The organism is Oceanisphaera litoralis, assembly GCF_016907015.1.
In the GTDB taxonomy this organism is placed as follows: Bacteria; Pseudomonadota; Gammaproteobacteria; order Enterobacterales; family Aeromonadaceae; genus Oceanimonas; species Oceanimonas litoralis.
Window position 1 is genome coordinate 1 of the sequence record NZ_JAFBBE010000005.1, and the last position, 18498, is coordinate 18498.

Here is an 18498-nt window from a genome sequence, read left to right on the forward strand (position 1 = left end):
TTGGCGACTTCAATGATCGCCGATTTTCATGGGTGCTCCTACCTTTTTATTTATAACCTCATGAATTTTATCAAATAATTGTGGGGATGCTTCAGGGCCCAGCCTGCATCCCTATAGTGTAAATAAATAACACCAATCCAACACTTTGTATGATGGGAGGAATACTAAAGTTTACGCCGTATAAGTTGTAGAGATACCCAAAAAAAATAGCGACAAATATAACCGCTGACGTGTCAAAACTAATCCCTTTTACTCGCACATTACCAATTGCTGTTCCAAGGCCAATTACTAGAAATAATACGAAGTAGTCTTTGGTGAGTAATTCTGTAATCAGCTCCATAAATAATACCTATTCTTGAAAGTTTCATTTAAGCCAGTAAGGATATACGTTTGCATAATTAGGTTATATGATTAATGTCAAATAAAGTGCTGGCAATGCTAATTAAATTTTCAGTCAGTGCAGATAATTCAGGTTGAGTATAAAGTTTGCATGTGGCAGTTCAAAATCGTTCCTGACTATTTTATGAATTGAGAGCAACCAACGGAAGAATGGGACACCCGACCCTTTTTGTTGGGATTCTGAGCTTATTTTTTTAAAAATAGTTGAAAAATCTGGGGGGCAGATCTGGTCGCTGGGGTGGGGAAGGGCAATTGCAAGAATGAATAAATGCGATGCAAGACCGGAGCGGGGCGGGTCACGCAGGCACCGGCAGTGCGGCCGGTGCCTGTTGCTTTATGAGGTAATGACGGGGTTAGCCTTCCGCCGGCATAAAGTGCGTGGCGCACAGTTTGTTGCCGGCCGGATCACGCAGGTAGGCCAGGTACATTTTGTTGCCTCCCACCACGCGCACACCGGGCGCATCTTCGCAGGGAATGCCACCGCTTTCTACGCCGGCGGCATGCCAGGCATCCACCAGCGCCGGGCTGGTGACGCTCAGGCCGATGGTGGAGCCGTTACCATGGGTGGCGGCCTCGCCATTGATCGGCAGGGTCAGGGCCAGCACGCCCCTGGAGCTCAGATACATGCAACGATTGCCGGTTTCATTCACCACACCGGGCTGGTAGTCCAGCACGGCCATGGTGGCATCGTAAAAACGTTTTGATTCCTCAATGCTGTTGGCACCCAGCATAATATGACTGAACATGCTTTTTTCCTTGTGATTGAACGAATATGGCCTGATGAAACAGCATTGTGCTATATACGTTTTCGCTTATCCAGATGCAAACCGGCAAAGTGCAAAGAAACTGCTCTGGCTTCGGTATGGGCACTGCAAGTTAACGGCTCTGCAGTGCCCATACCGAAGCCAGATCAGGGCGGGACAGGGCGACACCGTTAGCCGCTATCAAGCTGCGCCTTGGCCATCTTCATCACTGTGCCCACCCGGTTGGCCACCGGCCGGTGGCGATGGGTGGCGACGTAAATGGTTTCGCTCACCGGCCGGGGCAGGGCATGGGCGCGAATGGACTCCGGCTGCGGAAAGGCCGCCACCGCATGGGCCGGCAGCACGGTAAAGCCCAGCCCCAGGCTCACCGGTGCCAGAATAAGGCCAATCTGGTTGGAAAAACCGCTGTGTTGAAACTGGCCCACATGTTCGAACTCGGCAAAGTTGGCGCTGAGCAGCAGGCCGGCGTGGTGGGCGCAGTCGGGGTGATTAATAAAGCCCAGCGCCAGCAACGCGGGCCAGTCCGGCTTGCTGACGGCAGCCGGGGTGACCAGCAGCAGTGCCTCCCGAGCAATGGCCCGGCAGCGCACGGCTTCCAGCGCGGAAGGCTGGGTCATCAGCCCCATGTCGGTGCTGTTGTTCGCCACCGCCTGCTCCACGCTGGCGTTGGGGGCAAAACGGTAGTCGATGACCAGCCCCGGGTGCCGGCGTTGCAACCCCAGCAACTGGGGATAGAGCTTGAGCCCCACGCTGCCCGGCGACATCACCCGCACCAGCCCCTCAAAGGCGGGATCCTGCCCCACATGCTGCTCCAGCCCCGACAGCGACTGCAAAATGTCTCCGGCCCGGGTATAAAGCCGTTCGCCCGCATCGGTCAGGGTAAAGCCCTTGCCTTGGCGCACCAGCAGCGTCACGCCAAAGTGCGCTTCCAGTTTGCGCACATGCTGGCTGACCCCCGACTGGGTCATGTGCAGCCGCTCGGCGGTGCGGGTGAAATGACCCACCTCCACCAGGGTGCAAAAACTGCGCAACCACACCGGATTAACCATTTCAATATGTACTCATAATGATAAAAGACGATAATTTTTAATGATTAAAACACCGGCGTAAGCTTATCTCAATCCCAACGAAAGAGGTGAGCGTAATGAGCAAGGTCTATCCGAGAAACTTTTCCCATATTGGCATTTCGGTGCCGGATCTCGACAAGGCGGTGGCGTTCTACACCCAGGTGATGGGCTGGTACCTGATCATGCAGCCCACCGAGATAGTGGAAGACGACAGCGCCATTGGCGAAATGTGCAGCGATGTGTTCGGCCCGGGCTGGGGCAGTTTTCGCATTGCCCACCTGTCTACCGGCGACCGGGTGGGCGTGGAGCTGTTCCAGTTTCGCGACCAGCAAAACCCCGACAACAACTTTGAATACTGGAAAACCGGTGTGTTTCACTTCTGCGTGCAGGATCCGGACGTGGAAGGCCTGGCCGAGCGCATTGTGGCCGCTGGCGGCAAGGCGCGCATGAAAAAGCCGCGTTACTACTACCCCGGTGAAAAGCCCTACCGCATGATCTATATGGAAGACCCGTTCGGCAATATTGTGGAGATCTACAGCCACAGCTACGAGCTGATCTACAGCGAGGGGGCCTATTAACCCGAGCAGGCCGACATGAACCGAGCCGGTGTTGCCGGAAGCGGCGACCCCTTGCCACGGCAAAGAATTCGGGGATAGACGGAATAATTACTGGTAAAGTGATGCCAGTCACCTTAAATCTGCGGAGTCTTGTTGTGCAACAAGCAGTAAAATCAAGCCGTAAACTGCCACACCGGTTTGTTGGGGTCGTGTTCGCGTTCTACATGGCGGCGATCATGGCCTTCCTGATGAGTTTTGTGATCACGGCGATGAACCAGGGAATAACGGAGCACTTTGTAGCGGACGTGCTCAATGCCTACAAGGTGGCGATGCCGGTGGCGTTTCTCTGTGTACTGGCGGTACGGCCGATAGTGTCCAAACTGGTTGAGATGACGGTTCGGAAGCCGGATGGTCGCTGAGCGGGAAGCGCGTTTCTGGCCCAGTCCGGGCCCCTTGCCGGTGATGGCAGAGACGCTGTTGGCAGGGGCCGGCACCGGGGAAGGCGGGAGCAGCCCGTAGGGCGTTTTCCTGAATCGCTCTTTAACTTTGTTCGATATCTGGTTGTAAAACGCGCAGGCGTTCATTCCGGATATAGCGCTTTCACCCATTCGTTGGTATTGTTCACGGCTTTTTTATGTAATAGGAAAATCAAGAAACCATGTCTACTTCAATCGGACGGAACCTGGGACTGGCCAGCCTGCTGGCAGGATCGACGCTGTTGCTCGCGGGCTGCACGGGAGCCAACTTCACGCAGCACGCAGGAACCTCCCCGGATGCGGCAAACGCCGAGTACCTGTTCCCACCCAGCACGCACCCCGCCACCACCGCACTGGCCGAGGATGAGCTGCGAGTGACCCTTCTGGGCACCGGCAGCCCGGTACCCAGCAGCACCCGCTACGGCATGTCAACGCTGGTTCAGGCCGGTGGTCTCAACCTTGTTTTCGACGCCGGACGCGGCGCCCCGGTACGCATGACCCAAGCGGGCATTCCCCTTGGCGACATTGACGGGGTGTTTATCACTCACTTCCACTCCGACCACGTCAACGGGCTCAGCGACATCTGGATGACAGGCTATGTTCCGGCATTCGGCGGCCGTCCGGGCGATCTGCACCTCTACGGCCCCACCGGCCTGGAAGAGCTGGCCGCCGGCCTGCGTCACGCTCACGCCGACGATATCGAGGTCCGGGTGGCGGATGGCGAACTGGAACGTCACACCACCGGCCTTATCGCCCACGAGTTTGCCGAGCCCGGAGTCATCTTCGAGCAGGACGGCGTCACCGTCACCATGTTCGAGGTCCAGCACGATCCGGATCACGCCATCGAGCCCGCCATGGGTTACCGCGTGGACTATAACGAGCGCTCCGTACTCATCAGTGGCGACACCATTCCGCACGAGAACGTGATCAAATACGGCACCGGGGTGGATCTGCTGATCCACGAAGTGGCCGAGTTTGAAGACATCACCGCGCTGCCCGAGGTTTACGCCCACCACACCAATCCCCGGCAGGCCGGCGAGATCTTCACCACCACAGCGCCGCGCCTGGCCGTTTACAGCCACATCGTCAACGGCACCTCGAGCGTCGCTCCCGGCATCAGCGACGAAGAACTGCTGCGTCGCACCCGGGAGAACTATAGCGGCCCGCTGCTCGTTGGCCAGGATCTGATGAGCTTCCTGATCACCGCCGAGGACATCGACGTTTACAAGCCGTAACCGACTGCACCCCCGCCGGTCCCACTCAGCACTCAATCGGTACCGGCGGGGGTGATACCCAGGGTGAAGCGTGCCCGCGCATCAGGTGTGGGGCCTTCACTCCTCACTTCCCACTCCCTATTCCCGATTCTCCGATTCTCCGATTCCCCATGACCCTCGGCTTCCCTTCATGGCTAAACTGAAGCCAGGCACAAGGTGAGGAGCAGGGTAATGAAAGAGCATGACGATGGCAAAAAGCGGTTCGGGGTGATCCCGCCGGAGGCGCCTTTCGGGGTGGATCGCAAGCCATCGATGCCGATTGGAGTGAGAGAGCGGCTGATGTCCGTGAATAAAAGCCAATGCTTGTTTCAGTTCTTGTTTCAGTTCTTGTTTCAGTTCTTGTCTCAGACAGTATTTTTTATTGTTTTTCTTTTATTGAGCAACCCGGTTAATGCGACAGTGTACGGCGCCAATCTTATATCATTTGATCGCTGGCCTGCTTATAGTATTTATGGAAAAACACAAGTGCAAAAAGATTTTGGCAATTATAACGTCCTGCAGGGTGGTAATCGATTAAGAATAGACAAGCATAAAGGATTGAGATTTTATTTACCTAAAGGTTCTCTCGGTAGCTCGCAGGGCGGGGGCATCATAAAGTCTTCCATTGTAAAAAAAAGCAGCTACAGCTTCTCTTATGATATTGGATTTAACTCAGGGTTTCCGTGGAGCAAGGGTGGAAAAATTCCAGGCTTGAGTGGTGGAAAGGGCTATACCGGTGGTATCCCCGCATGGAGTGGTGACGGCTTTAGTATACGAATAATGTGGAGAGAGGGGGGGCGGTTAATTCCTTATGTGTACCATATGGATCAGCCGGGTAGATACGGAGATACTTTTGGGGCGACAATAGGATACCTGAACAGCAAGAAAACCTTTAATGTCAGATATTGGGTGCGGCTGAATAACGGAAATAAAAAAGATGGAGTGTTAAAGATTTTTATCGACAATGTTCTTAAGTTTGAAAAAAGAGACATAAGATTTAAAAATGACGAAAGTAAAATCGACACGGCTCATATCTCTGTATTCCCGGGCGGCGGAACTGATGATTGGAGAATGACCGGAGATGGCTATATAAGAATAGATAATATCAAATGGCAATGATAAGTAATGCTGCATAACAGCTGTGGCTCTGTCGTCATTCCCGCGAAGGCGGGAATCCAGGACTTGTGGCGCAGAACGGTCAGGCTGCTGGTTGCCTGCAAAGGCACTGGACCCCCGCCTTCGCGAGGGTGACGATAAAGGCAAACCAGCGCCAGAATCCATATCAGTTATAGGGTGTTGCTTACCAATCGGATTCATCATGTGTTCAGGCCGTCATCCTGACGAACGTCAGGATCTCTCTGCAGAAAGATACCGGGTCAAGCCCGGTATGACCGGACTTTAAACACGGTATTGTTATCAGCAACTGATCACGTCTTTAATGGAATTGGTAGTACACCCTCACCAGCCGTTTTCGGCCAGCTCGCTGGGGTAGCCGCGTTGCCGGGCCAGGCGTACCGCTTCCTGCTCTACCTCGGCGGCATTCTGGCCTTCGGTGAGGGCGAGGCTGGGTGACAGCGGCTGCTCGTCCACCTCCAGCCAGCCGAGTTCGGCGAGTCGGTCCACAATGCGGTCGGCGGCGGTCAGCGCCGAGCTGGCCTTGACGATTTCTACCCGGGCATAGTGATTGCCCTCGAACGACACGTCCGCCGCCCGCAACGAGGGGTCGCTGCCCGGTATCTGCTGGGCGCCGAACAGCGGTTTGCCGCCGACTTCGGCGTCACCGAAGGCGGGCAGCAGGCGGGCCAGGTGAGCGATGGCCCGCCGGGTACGGGCTTCGGTATCGCCCTGTTGCCAGCCCTTGTCCAGCTGCTGGCGGTATTGCTCGGGCAGCCGGGGCTGGGCGCTAAGGTCGCAACTGGCGGCCAGCCCGTTCTTGAACAGGGTGATGCCGTCGGTCATGCCGTGCAGCTGAAACACGCCGTTCGGGTAGGGCGTCAGCTGGGCCATGCCGTTGGGCGTGCCGCGCTGGCCGTGAAAAATCACCTCCGGCCAGTCGCCGCTCGTCTGCCAGCGGGCCACGTAGGCGGCCTTGTATTCCACCAGCCGCTCACGGCGGTAACCGGCCATGTCGTCTACCAGGCCGGTACGAAAACCGCAGGCATTGACCAGAAAGTCCACCTTGAACGGCTGTTCCTGCCCATCCTGGTTAGTGCCGTGAATGGTCCAGCCGTCCGGGCATGGCTCCAGTCTGGTGGCGCGGGTATGAAAATGCAGCGCGCAGTTCGGCGCCGCCTTCAGCGCCAGGGTGGCGGTGGCGGCCATGCGAAACAGGCTCCAGCCGTATTCCTGCACCAGAATAAGCGGAAACTTCAGGGTCTCCGGGTCCAGATGATGGGCCAGGGGGATCAGCCAGTCGTCCTGACACCGGGCCTGCGCCGGCAGGGGGCGAGTGGCCAGCGCCTCGAACTGCTCGCGGCTGTAGCAGCGATAATACTGGTCCGGTTCGCCCAGTACCTGGTTGGCCGGGTCTTCCTCTACCAGCCGTCGATATTCCTGCGCCACCTGTTTCAGGCGGGGCAACAAGGCCTCGGCATCGCCCGAGTCGGTGACCGGGGTGGCGATCACCGTGGGGCGGCGGTTGATGCTGTGGGGGTAGGCGCGCACCGAGGCGATGGACTGGCGCAACAGGGTCAGACACTGGTCGTCGCCGATGTCCCGATACAGGTTGCCGCCCGCGTGCAGGTGGCAGATGGGCGGGCCGTTTACCAGGCCGCTGCTGGCCTCGATAAGCAGGGTCTGAATGCCCATGTCCGCCAGTCGCAACGCCACTGTGGCACCGGCAATACCGCCGCCCAGAATGCCGACGTTAAGCGGCCGCTGGGCGGGGGTATGGCAAATATTCGCGTTCATGGTTTCTCGGTCAGGATGCTGATGGTTCATGGCATGGCGCAGCCGGCCCCGGGGCCGGCTGCGCCGCTATCTTAACCCTTTCGTGGGGGTAAATCATGATGTCGTGATGTCGTGATGTCGCGGGCTAGGCCTGATGCGCATGCAGCTCGGTCAGCATGTCGCCAATCAGCGCCAGTCGGCTCTTGGCATCCGCACTGGGAATGGCGAAGCGCAGCTTGGTGGGCCCCTCCATCTTGTAGATGCGCGGCTGACTCTGCAACAGGCTCACCAGATACATGGGGTCTACCCTGGCATCCTGCGCAAAGGCGATGGTGCCGCCATTGGGGCCGGCGTCAATCTTGTCGATGCCGATCTCGCTGGCCTTGAGCTTTAGCCCGGCCAGCGCCACCAGGTGCTTGCCCGGCTCCGGCAGCAGGCCGAAGCGGTCAATCAGCTCCACCTGCAGTTCGCGCAGGGCGGTTTCGTTTTCGGCGGTGGCGATGCGTTTGTACATGGACAGCCGCATGTTCACGTCGGGAATATAGTCGTCCGGCAGCAGGGCCGGCAGGCGCAGCTCTATTTCGGTCTGCGCGCGCAACAACTGATCCAGCGCCGGCTCCTTGCCCGACTGCAGCGCCTTCACCGCCTGCTCCAGCATCTCCATATAGAGGCTGAAACCGATGGCGGTGATCTGGCCGCTCTGCTCGTCGCCCAGCAGCTCGCCGGCACCGCGAATTTCCAGATCGTGGGTGGCCAGCGCGAAGCCGGCGCCCAGATCTTCCAATGCGGCAATGGCTTCCAGCCGCTTTCTGGCGTCCGTAGTCATGCGCTTGGGATGGGGCGTCAGCAGATAGGCATAGGCCTGGTGGTGGGAACGCCCCACTCGGCCGCGCAACTGGTGCAATTGGGCCAGGCCCAGCTTGTCGGCGCGGTCCATGATGATGGTGTTGGCGCTGGGTACGTCGATGCCGGTCTCTATGATGGTGGAGCACAGCAGCACATTGAAGCGCTGATGATAGAAGTCGGACATCACCCGTTCCAGCTCCCGCTCGCGCATCTGGCCGTGGGCGATGCCGATGCGGGCCTCGGGTACCAGGGTGCGCAGGGCGTCGGCGCTGTTCTCTATGGTCTGCACCTCGTTGTGCAGGTAATAGACCTGACCGCCGCGTTTGAGCTCGCGCAGTATGGCCTCGCGAATGGTGGCCGGATCCGACTCGCGCACAAAGGTCTTGACCGCCAGCCGTTTGGCGGGCGGGGTGGCGATGATGGAGAGATCGCGCATGCCGCCCATGGCCATGTTCAGGGTGCGGGGTATGGGGGTGGCGGTCAGGGTCAGAATGTCCACATCGGCGCGCAGCGCCTTGATCTGATCCTTCTGGCGCACGCCGAATCTGTGCTCTTCGTCCACGATCAGCAGGCCCAGATCCTTGAACTTCACATCCTGGCTCAGCAATTTATGAGTCCCGATCACAATATCGATGCTGCCGTCCGTCAGGCCGGTGAGCACCTTGTCCTGCTCTTTGCCGGTCTTGAAGCGGCTGATGATGTCTACCCGCACCGGCCAATTGGCGAAGCGGTCGCGAAAGTTGTCGTAATGCTGCTGGGCCAGCAGGGTGGTGGGCACCAGTACCGCCACCTGTTTGCCGCCGTGCACCGCCACAAAGGCGGCGCGCATGGCCACTTCCGTCTTGCCGAAACCCACGTCGCCGCACACCAGCCGGTCCATGGCCTTGGGCTGGGTCATGTCGGTGAGCACGGCATTGATGGCGGTGAGCTGATCGTCGGTTTCCTCGAACGGAAAGGCGTCGGCAAACTGGCGATAGGCCAGCTTGTCGTGAGCAATGGCCTGTCCCGGCTGGGCGGCCCGGCGGGCGTACACGTCCAGCAGCTCGGCGGCCACGTCGCGCACCTTTTCCGCCGCCTTGCTTTTGGCCTTGGCCCAGCTGTCGTTGCCCAGTTTGTTGAGACTGGGGTCGTCGGCGCCGCTGTAGCGGCCCACCAGATGCAGGGCGGTGACCGGCACATAGAGTTTGTCGCCGCCGGCGTATTCCAGGGTCAGGTATTCGGACTTGAGTCCGCCCGCGTCCAGGGTTTGCAGCCCTGTGTAGCGGCCCACGCCGTGATCCAGATGCACCACCGGCTGACCGATGGACAGCTCGGCCAGGTTGCGGATCAGGGTGTCGGGGCTCAGGCTGGCGGATTTTTCCCGCCGCCGGCGCTGTATTACCCGGCCGCCGAGCAGGTCGCCTTCGCAGACAAGCGCCAGCTGGTCGTCGAGAATAAAGCCCTGGGACAGGGGGCCAACCAGCAGACCCACCGGGTCTTTTCCGGCCAGAAAATGTGCGAAGTTATCGCAGGGCAGGGGCTTGATGGGGCTGCCCGCCAGCAGTTCGTTCAGCGCCTCGCGCCGACCGGCACTTTCGACCGAGAACAGGATGCGCCCCTCGAACTGTTCGCAGAAACTCAGCAGCCGGGCCAGGGGCTCGGTTTTCTGGTGCTCCACTTCAAGGGTAGGCAGGGGCTGGATAGGCGCGTTCTGCCGATCGCCCTTTTCCAGCACCGGCGTCTGGCTCAGTTGCAGCCGGGGCCAGTGATTGAGCCGTTGCAGCAGGGCATCGGGCCTGAGGTAGAGCTGGTCCGGCGCCAGCAAGGGGCGCAGCTGATCGTGGCGGCGGTCTTCATAGCGGCTCTGTACATCCTGCCAGAAGCCGTCGGCGGCGTCGTTCAGCTCGCCGACACCCAGTACCAGCAAGTGCTCGGGCAATGAGTCGAACAGGGTCTGGGTCTGTTCGAAGAACAGCGGAAAATAGTGCTCTATGCCGGGAGGAAACTGGCTCTGACTGACGCGGTGATAGAGCGACTCCGGCTCGTTGCGCAGGGTGAAGCGTTCCCGGTACTGGCCGCGAAACCGCTCGATGGCGGCCTCGTCGGTGGGGAATTCCCGGGCCGGCAGCAGCCGCACCTGCTTGACCTGGTCGCGGGAACGCTGGGTGTCGGGGTCGAAGGGGCGCAGGGTGTCGATTTCGTCATCGAAGAAGTCGATACGCACCGGCTCGCTGGCGCCCATGGGGTACAGGTCCAGCAGGGCGCCGCGGGCGGCAAATTCGCCATGCTCCAGCACCTGCTCCACCGCCCGGTATCCGGCGCGCTCCAGCCGACCGCGCAGGGCGTGCAGGTCCAGTTTGTCGCCGGTGTTCAGCAGCAGGCTGTTCTGCTCCAGCCAGTCGCGCGGCGGGGTGCGCAGCATCAGGGTGGTGATGGGGGCAATTAGCAGGCCGCGCGTGAGTGCCGGCAGGCCATACAGGGTTTCGAGTCGCTGGGAGATGATGTCCTGATGGGGCGAAAACCGGTCGTAGGGCAGGGTTTCCCAGTCGGGAAACAGCGCCACCGGCAGCCTGTTGTCGGCATGCGTCCCCCTGTCATCGGTACCGTTGTCCAGCAGGTGGCGCACCTCCTGCTCCAGGCGCAGGGCGGTGGGGGTGTCGGGCACCACCAGCAGTACCAGTTGTTGCTGCTGTCTGACCTGTTCGGCGATGGCCAGCGCCAGGCTGCTGCCAATCAGCTGGCCCAGGCTGGCTCTGGGGCGGGGAGTGGGGCTGGAAATCTGTATCATGAGCGTGATGCGTCGTCCTGTTGGGCGCGGCGTTCGGCACGGGCCTTGAGTTGTTTGGCCTGCAGCTGCAGGCTGGCGCGGATCAGGGCGTCTCTGTCTTGTTCGCGCAGGGCAATGAAGTCGCAGCGGTACTGTGCCGGCTCGGCCTCGGCATGCACTTCACCATAACCGTACACCGCCACCGACAGTTCCGGCAGAAAGAGTTTGCAGCGAACCCGGCCGGCCTCGGCCAGGGGCTGTGATGAGGTGAAGGTAAAACCGCCGCCGCCCAGGCTTCGGGTCTGGTAGCGTTGAGCGGGGTTGTCCTGACCCGCCAGCACGTAGCTGAGCACCAGATCGATTTTGCGCGACTGCTGGTTGATGATCTCCACCAGCTCGGTGGCGTGTTCGTCCAGGTTGCGCAGCAGCCGGGCATTATTGGTATCGATGCGGGTCACTTCACTGATAAGCTTGAACGGCGCGGGTATTTCGGCCTCCAAGGCATCAGCGTCGGGCACCGTTTCGCCATCAGTCAGGGGGATCAGGTTAACCTGCGCCTGATAGTCGATGCTGAAATAAGGGTCTGCCATCATTCGCTGCTCTTGTTGCGCCATTCACATGCCTTTATTATTCCGCAACTTGCGGGTGACGTAAAACCCTTTAAAAAACGGATGATTACACCATGTTTCAACCCCTGACGCTGATGTTGGGTTTACGCTATGCCGGGGCGCGGGGGCGACGCAGCTTCGCGTCCTTTGTTTCCGGTTTTTCCACCATCGGTATTCTGCTGGGGGTGGCCGCCCTTATTCTGGTGTCGGCGGTGATGAACGGCTTCGAGCAACAGATGAAAGATCAGATGCTCGGCGTCATTCCCCAGGCGCTGGTGACCAACGACCAGCGTCGGCTGGACAACCCGGCTCGGTACCGCGACCTGTTTGCACCGGACTCGGTGGTGACCGCCACCACGCCCTTCATCAGCGCCGAGGCCATGGTGCAGGGCCCGGGTCACCTGACCGGGGTCGAGCTTTATGGCCTGGATCCGGCCAACAGCCAGGACAAATTGCTGCAGGGGCTGGATCCGCGCACCCGGGAATATTTCGAATATCTGCCCTATGGCCTGGTGATGGGCGCCGGTGTGGCCCGCAGCCTGGGGGTGGTGCCCGGCGATCAGGTGCGGGTGACGGTCACCGAGGGCAGCCGTTTCACGCCCCTGGGGCGGGTGCCGAGCCAGCGACTCTTTACCCTGGTGGGCACCTTCAGCACCGGCAACGACGTAGACCGGCAACTGGTGCTGGCCCGGCTGGACGATGCGGCCCGCCTGCTGCGCTATGGGCAGGATCAGGCCTCCGGCCTGCGCCTGTGGCTGAGCGATCCTTTCGAACTCGACCGGCTGCCGGCCCTGCCGGCGGGGCTGAAATACGAGACCTGGCAGCAGAGCCGGGGCGAGCTGTTTCAGGCGGTGGCGATGGAAAAACGGCTGATGAGCCTGATGCTGGCGCTGATCATCCTGGTGGCGGCCTTCAATATTCTCTCGGCCATGGTGATGGTGGTGACCGACAAGGAAGCCGAAATCGCCATGCTGCAAACCCTGGGCCTGAGTCGCAACCGGGTGATGGCGGTGTTCATGATCCAGGGCGGTTTCAGCGGTGTGCTGGGCTGTGTGCTGGGCTTTGCGCTCGGCCTGCTGCTGAGCCTGAACCTAGACGGGGTGCTCAACCTGCTGGGCATCAACTTCTATTCCGCCGCCGGGGGCAGTCAGTTGCCGGTACTGCTGTTGCCCGGGCAATTGCTCATGGTGTTGTTTTTCACTTTATTACTGTGCGTGCTGGCCAGCCTTTATCCGGCCTGGCGGGCGTCACGAGTTCATCCAGCCGAGGCTTTGCGTTATGAATAACCCCCTGTTAGTGGTCGAGAATCTGGGTAAAACCCATCAGGACGGAGCGCAGCCGGTCACCATACTGGATGGCGTCAGCCTCACGCTTGCCGCCGGCGAAAGCCTGGCGGTGGTGGGCAGTTCCGGCTCGGGCAAGAGCACCCTGCTGCATCTGCTCGGCAGCCTGGATGCCCCGACCCATGGCCGGGTGCTGGTGGAAGGGGAAGATCTGCACCATATGTCGGCCCGCAGCCAGGCCCGTTTTCGCAACCAGAAGCTGGGCTTCGTGTATCAGTTTCATCATCTGCTGGGCGAGTTCAGCGCCCTCGAAAATGCCGCCATGCCCTTGCTGATTGCCGGCCGGCCGGTGAAAGAGGCCAAAGAGCAGGCCGAGGCCCTGCTCACCCGGGTGGGGCTGGGTCACCGTCTGGAGCACAGACCCTCGGCCCTGTCCGGCGGTGAGCGCCAGCGGGTGGCCATCGCCCGGGCCCTGGTCAACAAGCCCCGGCTGGTGCTGGCCGACGAGCCGACCGGCAACCTGGACGCCCACAGCGCCGCCGAGGTGTTTGCGCTGCTGGCCGAGTTGCAGAGCGAGCTGGGCACCGGCCTGGTGGTGGTGACCCACGATCTGGCGCTGGCCGCCCGGCTCGACCGGCAGTGCCGGCTGGTCGACGGTCGCCTGGTTGATGATCGACAGTTGGACAGTCGCCTGGTTGATGATCGACAGGTTGATGATCGCCTGGTTGATAATCGACAGTTGGACAGCCGACTACAGGAGCAAGGCTGATGTTTCGTCCCCTGAGTGTCTTTCTGGGCTGGCGCTTCAGCCGGGCCCGGCGGCGCAATCGTTTTATTTCCTTTATTTCGGTGGCCTCTATTCTGGGCATCGCCATCGGGGTCGGCGCGCTGATCCTGGGGTTGTCGGCGATGAACGGCTTCGAGCGCGAGCTGGAAAACCGCATCCTGTCGGTGCTGCCCCATGGTCGGCTGCATACCGCCGAGGGGCCGGTTGAAGGCTGGCGCGACATGGTCAATGACATGGAGGCCGCCCCCGGCATACTGGCGGTATCGCCCTATGTGCCGCTGGAAGGGCTGCTCAGCAAGGGCGACAAGCTGAAGGCGGTACAACTGCAGGGGGTGGTGCCGGAGCTGGAGGGCAGGGTATCCGCGCTGACGCCGTATCTTGATGGTGCCAGCCTGAAGGTGCTGGTGCCCGGCGAACGGGGCTTGATCCTCGGCAAGGCCATCGCCGAGCAGCTGGAGCTTGAGGTCGGCGACCGGGTGTCCTTGCTGTTGCCGTCACCGGGCAGTCAGGGCTTCGGTTCGCCCCGGCGACACAGTTTTACCCTGGCGGGGGTGGTGAGCATCGGCGGTCAGCTCGACACCGTGCTGGGCTATACCCATCTGCAGGATGCCCAGGAGCTGAAAGCGCTGGGGGATGCCGTCTCCGGTTTTCACCTGCGGGTGAATCAGGTACTGGCCGCCGACCGCCTGACCCTGAACGCGGGCATGGGGTTGCCGGCGCCTTTTTATGTCAGCAGCTGGATGGAAAGCCAGGGCAATGTCTACAGAGACATACAGCTGGTGCGCACCCTGATGATAGTGGTGCTGCTGCTGGTGATGGCGGTGGCCAGCTTCAACATAGTGTCGACCCTGGTGATGGCGGTGAACGAGAAAAAAGGCGACATTGCCATCCTCAAGACTATGGGGGCGGGGCCCTGGCAGATCCGCGGTGCCTTTATGGTGCAGGGCCTGCTCAACGGCGTGACCGGCGTGCTGATCGGCGGCGCCCTCGGGCTGCTGCTGGCGACCCGGCTGTCCGATCTGGTGGCGGGACTGGAACGCCTGACCGGGCATCAGTTTCTGAACCCGGAGGTGTATTTCATCGACTTCATTCCCACCGAGTTTCACTGGGCGGATTTGTGGCTGGTGACCGGCTCGGCATTGGTGCTGATTTTTATCGCCACCCTTTACCCGGCCTGGCGCGCCGGCAGGCTGCTGCCGAGGCAGTTGCTGGGAGAAGCGTAAAACAGCTTTAAGCTGTAAGCGATCAGCGGTAAGAAATGAGTGATATGCAGTAACCCCACCCCGACCCTCCCCTTGCGTTGCACCCCGCTGTCGTTCTGACAGATCGGGGTTAAGGGGAGGGAGCACACAGAGTCAGGCTTATCACCAGAGCCGAATTGCTCCTCCCCCTTGGCAGCGGCATTACAGGGATAACAGCGGATATTCGCCAGGGGGAGGCGGGGTGGGGGTGTTGCTGTTTACTGTTCCCGCCGTCTTTTTCGCCTTAACTTCCATGCCAGCTGTACCTTCCAGCGCCAGCCCAGGCGGGTGATGACCCAGCCGAGCAGGGCGCTGCTCAGCCCCATCAGCAGGGTGCCGGTCAGCAAGGGGACCGCCATGGCCAGGGCTTCCTCTTCCAGTGAGCCGTTGAACACGAGTTCGGGCGTGCCCAGCAGCCAGGCGCCGAGTCGGTAGGCGAAGTAAAACATCGGGGCCAGGGTGAGCGGGTTGTTGACCCACACCATGGCGATGGCCAGCGGCAGATAACCGCGAAACAGCACCGCCAGGCCGATGGCGACCAGGGTATGCATGGGCAGCGGCAGCCAGGCGGCAAAAAGCCCGGCGGCGACCGCCACGGCGGCGGAGTGGCGGTTGCAGCACCAGTAATCGGGATCGAGCAGGCGTTCGCCGAACAGGGCCAGGATGCGATGCTGGCGCAGGGTTTCCTGGCTTGGCATCCGGTCTCGCAGCCATTGGCGCAACATCAGCGATTCCGCCGGCGCAGCTTCCACCGGCGCGACACCGTCCAGCGCCAGAGCCCGTGGATCACCATGAAGCCGGTGGCCGAACTGACCAGGGCCATGACACCACACCCCAGCAGGAAGGGAGGGCCCGCTGTGGTCATGGCGGCGCTGAGCCAGCTGAGGCTCAGTTCGAAGTGTTGGTAGTGCTGGGGCCGGTCGAGCAGAAAAGAGCCCAGTCGGTAGGCAAAATAGAACATCGGCGGCATGGTCAGCGGATTGGTCACCCAGACCAGCACCGCCGACAGGGGCAGGTTGACCCTGAAGGTCATGGCCAGCACGGCGGCCAGCACCATCTGAAAGGGAATGGGCAGCCAGGCACAGCAGAGGCCGACGGCAAAGGCACCGGCGGCCGAGTGACGGTTGAGATGCCACAGGTTGTTGTCGTGCAGTCTGCTGCCAAGCAGGCTCAGGTACTTATGGTTTTTTATGGTGCCCGGATCGGGCATCAGGCGTTTTAACGTCTTTTTTGGCATCTGTTCCAGGTCCGCAATACTTATCGGATGGATAAGCGGCTGTTCTTTTTCTGCTTCGGCATCTCAACCGTCATGATCTGGCCCTGGCTTCCCGCCTGGGACTGGTGGTTACCACTGGTCTGTCTGGGCTGCCTGTGTTGGCGGCCAAGGCCAATGATGGCCTGTCTGTTGTTCGGGTTGGTCTGGGCGCTGTGTTACAGCCACTGGCAACTGGGTTGGCTGCAAGCTCCCGATCTGTTTCAGCGCAGCCAGCTTGTTGCCGGTACGGTAGAGCGTGTTCAGCACCGGGAGATGGGTGCAAGCAGGCTGATTGTCAGTCTGAAAAGCCTGAATGGTCAAGTACTTTCCCCCCACCCAAGGGTGCTGCTGAGCTGGTATGGGCAGGATGACGCTCCGGCCGTCGGCGATAATATTCAGTCGATCAGTCGGTTACAGCCCCCCCACAGCCTGCTTAATCCGGGCAGTTTCAACAGCGCGCGCTGGCTGCTGGGGCAGGGGATCACGGCCCGGGGCTATCTGACCGGCACCCTGGGACACCAGGCTGCCGACGCTTCGCATCGTACCCGGCTGGCACGGCACATCGACGCCATGACCGCCGACTTGCCCGCCCGGCGCTGGCTGCTGGCCCTGAGTGTGGGAGACCGCAGCGGGCTGCAGCAAGCAGACTGGGTCATGCTGCGGGGTTTGGGGGTGAGCCACCTGTTTGCCATTTCGGGCCTGCATATCGGGCTGGTGGCAGGGCTGGGCCTGCTGGCCGGCCGTCTGAGTGGCAGTCGGCTGCTGGCGGTGATGCTGGCGGGAGGGCTGGCACTGGGGTATGCCTGGCTGGCCGGTTTTTCGTTGCCCACCCAGCGGGCTCTGCTGATGTTGCTGTTGTGGCTGGGGCTGTTTTGCTGGGCACGCTTCTGGAGCGGTCGCCGTTTGTTATTGCTGACCATGACACTGCTGCTGGCGGTCATGCCCTGGCTGGCACTGGATCTGGGGTTCTGGTTGTCGGTGCTGGCGGTGGCCGCCCTGCTGGCCAGTGCCGGCTGGCTGGGGGGACACGGCCTGTGGCGATTGCAGTTGGGGCTGAGCCTGCTGTTGCTGCCGTTGATCATCCTGCTCTTCGGCGGCATCAGCTGGCTGTCGCTGCCGGTCAACCTGTTGTTGATCCCCCTGTTTTCGCTGTTGCTGATCCCGCTGTTGCTGCTGGCCTGTCTGTTGCTGTTACCGGCGCCCGGGCTGGCCATGGCGGTGCTGGTGTTGCTCAACGGCCTGTTCGAGCCGCTGATGGCCGGCCTGCACTGGCTGAATGACAGCCTGTCTCCCTGGCAGGCGTTGTCGGGCAGGGCCCAGGGGCTTTGGTTGTTATTGTTTATGCAGCCGCTGGCCCTGCTGTTGCCCAGGGCGCGCTGGCTGCTGGCGCTGGCCATGTATCTGCTATTGCTGCAACCCGGGGTACTGAAACCGGTTGTCCATGAGCCGTTTGCCCATGAGCCGCTTGTCCATAAACCGATTGTCCATAAACCGATTGCCCATGAACCGTTTGTCCATGAACCAGGGCCCGAACCCCGCTGGGAGGTACGGATACTGGATGTGGGCCAGGGGCTCTCGGTGCTGGTGACCCAGGGTCGGCGGGCGCTGCTTTATGACACCGGTGATCGGTTCGACTCGGGTTTCAACATGGCCGATGGGGTGATACTGCCGCTGCTGACCCGGCTGGGCATCGACGAGCTGGATTATCTGGTGATCAGTCACGACGACCGGGATCACAGCGGCAACCGGGAGTATCTGGCCGCCACCCTGCCGATACGCTTTCGACGGGGAGTCTGGCCGGACGGGTTGCATTGTCGTGCGGGGCAAACGGAAGCCTGGGGGCCGCTGACGCTGCGGATGCTGTGGCCGGTTACCCCGAGCGGCCATCGCAACAACGACTCCTGTGTGCTGCATATCGGGGATGGCACCCTGTCCCTGCTGCTGACCGGTGACATAGAAGCCGAGGCCGAGCGGGGCCTGCTGGCAACGGGGCAGCCGGTGGCGGCCCAGTTGTTGCTGAGCCCGCATCACGGCAGTCGCAGCTCCTCCTCCGAGGCGTTCAACCGGGCGGTGGCGCCCGACTGGGTGGTGCATACCGCCGGTTTTGCCAATCGCTGGGGCTTTCCGTCTGCCGAGGTGGTGGCCCGCTTCAACCGCCAGGGGGTAACCCAGTTGATCACGGGGGAGCATGGCATGGTGCACCTGGTGGCGGACGGCCATCGCTGGCGACTGCTGCAGCCCCGGCGCCCCGGGCCCTGGTATCAGCGGCTCAATGCCTGGTTGACGACTGGCGGCAGACCCCCTAAGCCGTTAGAATAGCGGCTCGT

16 protein-coding genes are annotated in these 18498 nt (G+C 60.9%); 8 read left to right on the forward strand and 8 right to left on the reverse strand.

The genetic code is table 11. The features are described from left to right. Nucleotides 1-91 precede the first annotated feature (91 nt). The 3 genes from HNR62_RS03950 to HNR62_RS03960 all read right to left on the reverse strand — a co-directional run bounded on the left by HNR62_RS03950 (nucleotide 92) and on the right by HNR62_RS03960 (nucleotide 2212). The gene (locus HNR62_RS03950) at nucleotides 92-340 is read right to left on the reverse strand and encodes an aspartate-alanine antiporter-like transporter (protein ID WP_204794792.1); all 249 of its coding nucleotides are present in this window, start codon (nucleotides 338-340) and stop codon (nucleotides 92-94) included. A 412-nt stretch (nucleotides 341-752) separates the two neighbouring features. Continuing rightward, complete coding sequence (locus HNR62_RS03955; protein ID WP_204794793.1) at nucleotides 753-1145, reverse strand: VOC family protein; 393 nt, start codon at nucleotides 1143-1145, stop codon at nucleotides 753-755. Between the two features lie 188 nt (nucleotides 1146-1333). Beyond that, nucleotides 1334-2212 (reverse strand): LysR family transcriptional regulator, encoded by an 879-nt coding sequence (locus HNR62_RS03960; RefSeq protein ID WP_204794794.1) that lies wholly within the window; start codon nucleotides 2210-2212, stop codon nucleotides 1334-1336. A 95-nt stretch (nucleotides 2213-2307) separates the two neighbouring features. Here HNR62_RS03960 and HNR62_RS03965 point away from each other — a divergent pair, with 95 nt between their 5' ends. The 4 genes from HNR62_RS03965 to HNR62_RS03980 all read left to right on the forward strand — a co-directional run bounded on the left by HNR62_RS03965 (nucleotide 2308) and on the right by HNR62_RS03980 (nucleotide 5635). Then, on the forward strand, nucleotides 2308-2808 hold the full coding sequence (locus HNR62_RS03965) for a lactoylglutathione lyase family protein (protein ID WP_204794795.1): 501 nt from the start codon (nucleotides 2308-2310) through the stop codon (nucleotides 2806-2808). Nucleotides 2809-2942: 134 nt separating this feature from the next. Beyond that, complete coding sequence (locus HNR62_RS03970) at nucleotides 2943-3206, forward strand: DUF2798 domain-containing protein (RefSeq protein WP_338044069.1); 264 nt, start codon at nucleotides 2943-2945, stop codon at nucleotides 3204-3206. 431 nt (nucleotides 3207-3637) lie between these two features. Continuing rightward, entirely contained in the window at nucleotides 3638-4498 is an 861-nt protein-coding gene (locus HNR62_RS03975) for an MBL fold metallo-hydrolase (protein ID WP_204794797.1), read from the forward strand. A 210-nt stretch (nucleotides 4499-4708) separates the two neighbouring features. After that, nucleotides 4709-5635, forward strand: coding sequence for a polysaccharide lyase (locus HNR62_RS03980; protein ID WP_204794798.1), 927 nt, complete (start codon nucleotides 4709-4711; stop codon nucleotides 5633-5635). A gap of 339 nt (nucleotides 5636-5974) precedes the next feature. Here the strand turns inward: HNR62_RS03980 and HNR62_RS03985 are convergent, their stop codons facing one another. From HNR62_RS03985 to HNR62_RS03995, 3 genes are all read right to left on the reverse strand, one after another. Continuing rightward, nucleotides 5975-7426, reverse strand: a complete 1452-nt coding sequence (locus tag HNR62_RS03985; RefSeq protein ID WP_204794799.1) for an FAD-dependent oxidoreductase — start codon at nucleotides 7424-7426, stop codon at nucleotides 5975-5977. 124 nt (nucleotides 7427-7550) lie between these two features. After that, entirely contained in the window at nucleotides 7551-11018 is a 3468-nt protein-coding gene (gene mfd / locus HNR62_RS03990; RefSeq protein ID WP_204794800.1) for a transcription-repair coupling factor, read from the reverse strand. Beyond that, the gene (locus HNR62_RS03995) at nucleotides 11015-11611 is read right to left on the reverse strand and encodes a PilZ domain-containing protein (RefSeq protein ID WP_239552581.1); all 597 of its coding nucleotides are present in this window, start codon (nucleotides 11609-11611) and stop codon (nucleotides 11015-11017) included. Before HNR62_RS03995 ends, mfd begins: the two co-directional genes overlap by 4 nt. Before the next feature lie 68 nt (nucleotides 11612-11679). On the opposite strand from HNR62_RS03995, the gene HNR62_RS04000 reads away from it, so the two are divergent. The 3 genes from HNR62_RS04000 to lolE are packed head-to-tail and all read left to right on the forward strand — an operon-like array spanning nucleotide 11680 to nucleotide 14898. Next, entirely contained in the window at nucleotides 11680-12891 is a 1212-nt protein-coding gene (locus tag HNR62_RS04000; protein ID WP_204794801.1) for a lipoprotein-releasing ABC transporter permease subunit, read from the forward strand. Beyond that, complete coding sequence (gene lolD, locus HNR62_RS04005) at nucleotides 12884-13657, forward strand: lipoprotein-releasing ABC transporter ATP-binding protein LolD (RefSeq protein WP_204794802.1); 774 nt, start codon at nucleotides 12884-12886, stop codon at nucleotides 13655-13657. The genes HNR62_RS04000 and lolD overlap by 8 nt, the downstream gene beginning before the upstream one ends. Further along, complete coding sequence (gene lolE / locus HNR62_RS04010) at nucleotides 13657-14898, forward strand: lipoprotein-releasing ABC transporter permease subunit LolE (protein ID WP_204794803.1); 1242 nt, start codon at nucleotides 13657-13659, stop codon at nucleotides 14896-14898. Before lolD ends, lolE begins: the two co-directional genes overlap by 1 nt. Before the next feature lie 236 nt (nucleotides 14899-15134). Here the strand turns inward: lolE and HNR62_RS04015 are convergent, their stop codons facing one another. Next, nucleotides 15135-15641 carry a DUF2062 domain-containing protein gene (locus HNR62_RS04015; protein ID WP_239552582.1) on the reverse strand — a complete coding sequence of 169 codons (507 nt, stop codon included), beginning with the start codon at nucleotides 15639-15641 and terminating at the stop codon, nucleotides 15135-15137. Next, on the reverse strand, nucleotides 15641-16153 hold the full coding sequence (locus HNR62_RS04020) for a DUF2062 domain-containing protein (RefSeq protein WP_204794804.1): 513 nt from the start codon (nucleotides 16151-16153) through the stop codon (nucleotides 15641-15643). The genes HNR62_RS04015 and HNR62_RS04020 overlap by 1 nt, the downstream gene beginning before the upstream one ends. 72 nt (nucleotides 16154-16225) lie before the next feature. On the opposite strand from HNR62_RS04020, the gene HNR62_RS04025 reads away from it, so the two are divergent. After that, a complete protein-coding gene (locus tag HNR62_RS04025; protein ID WP_239552597.1) occupies nucleotides 16226-18490 on the forward strand; it encodes a DNA internalization-related competence protein ComEC/Rec2 in 2265 nt (754 codons plus the stop codon). The last annotated feature ends 8 nt before the right edge of the window (nucleotides 18491-18498 follow it).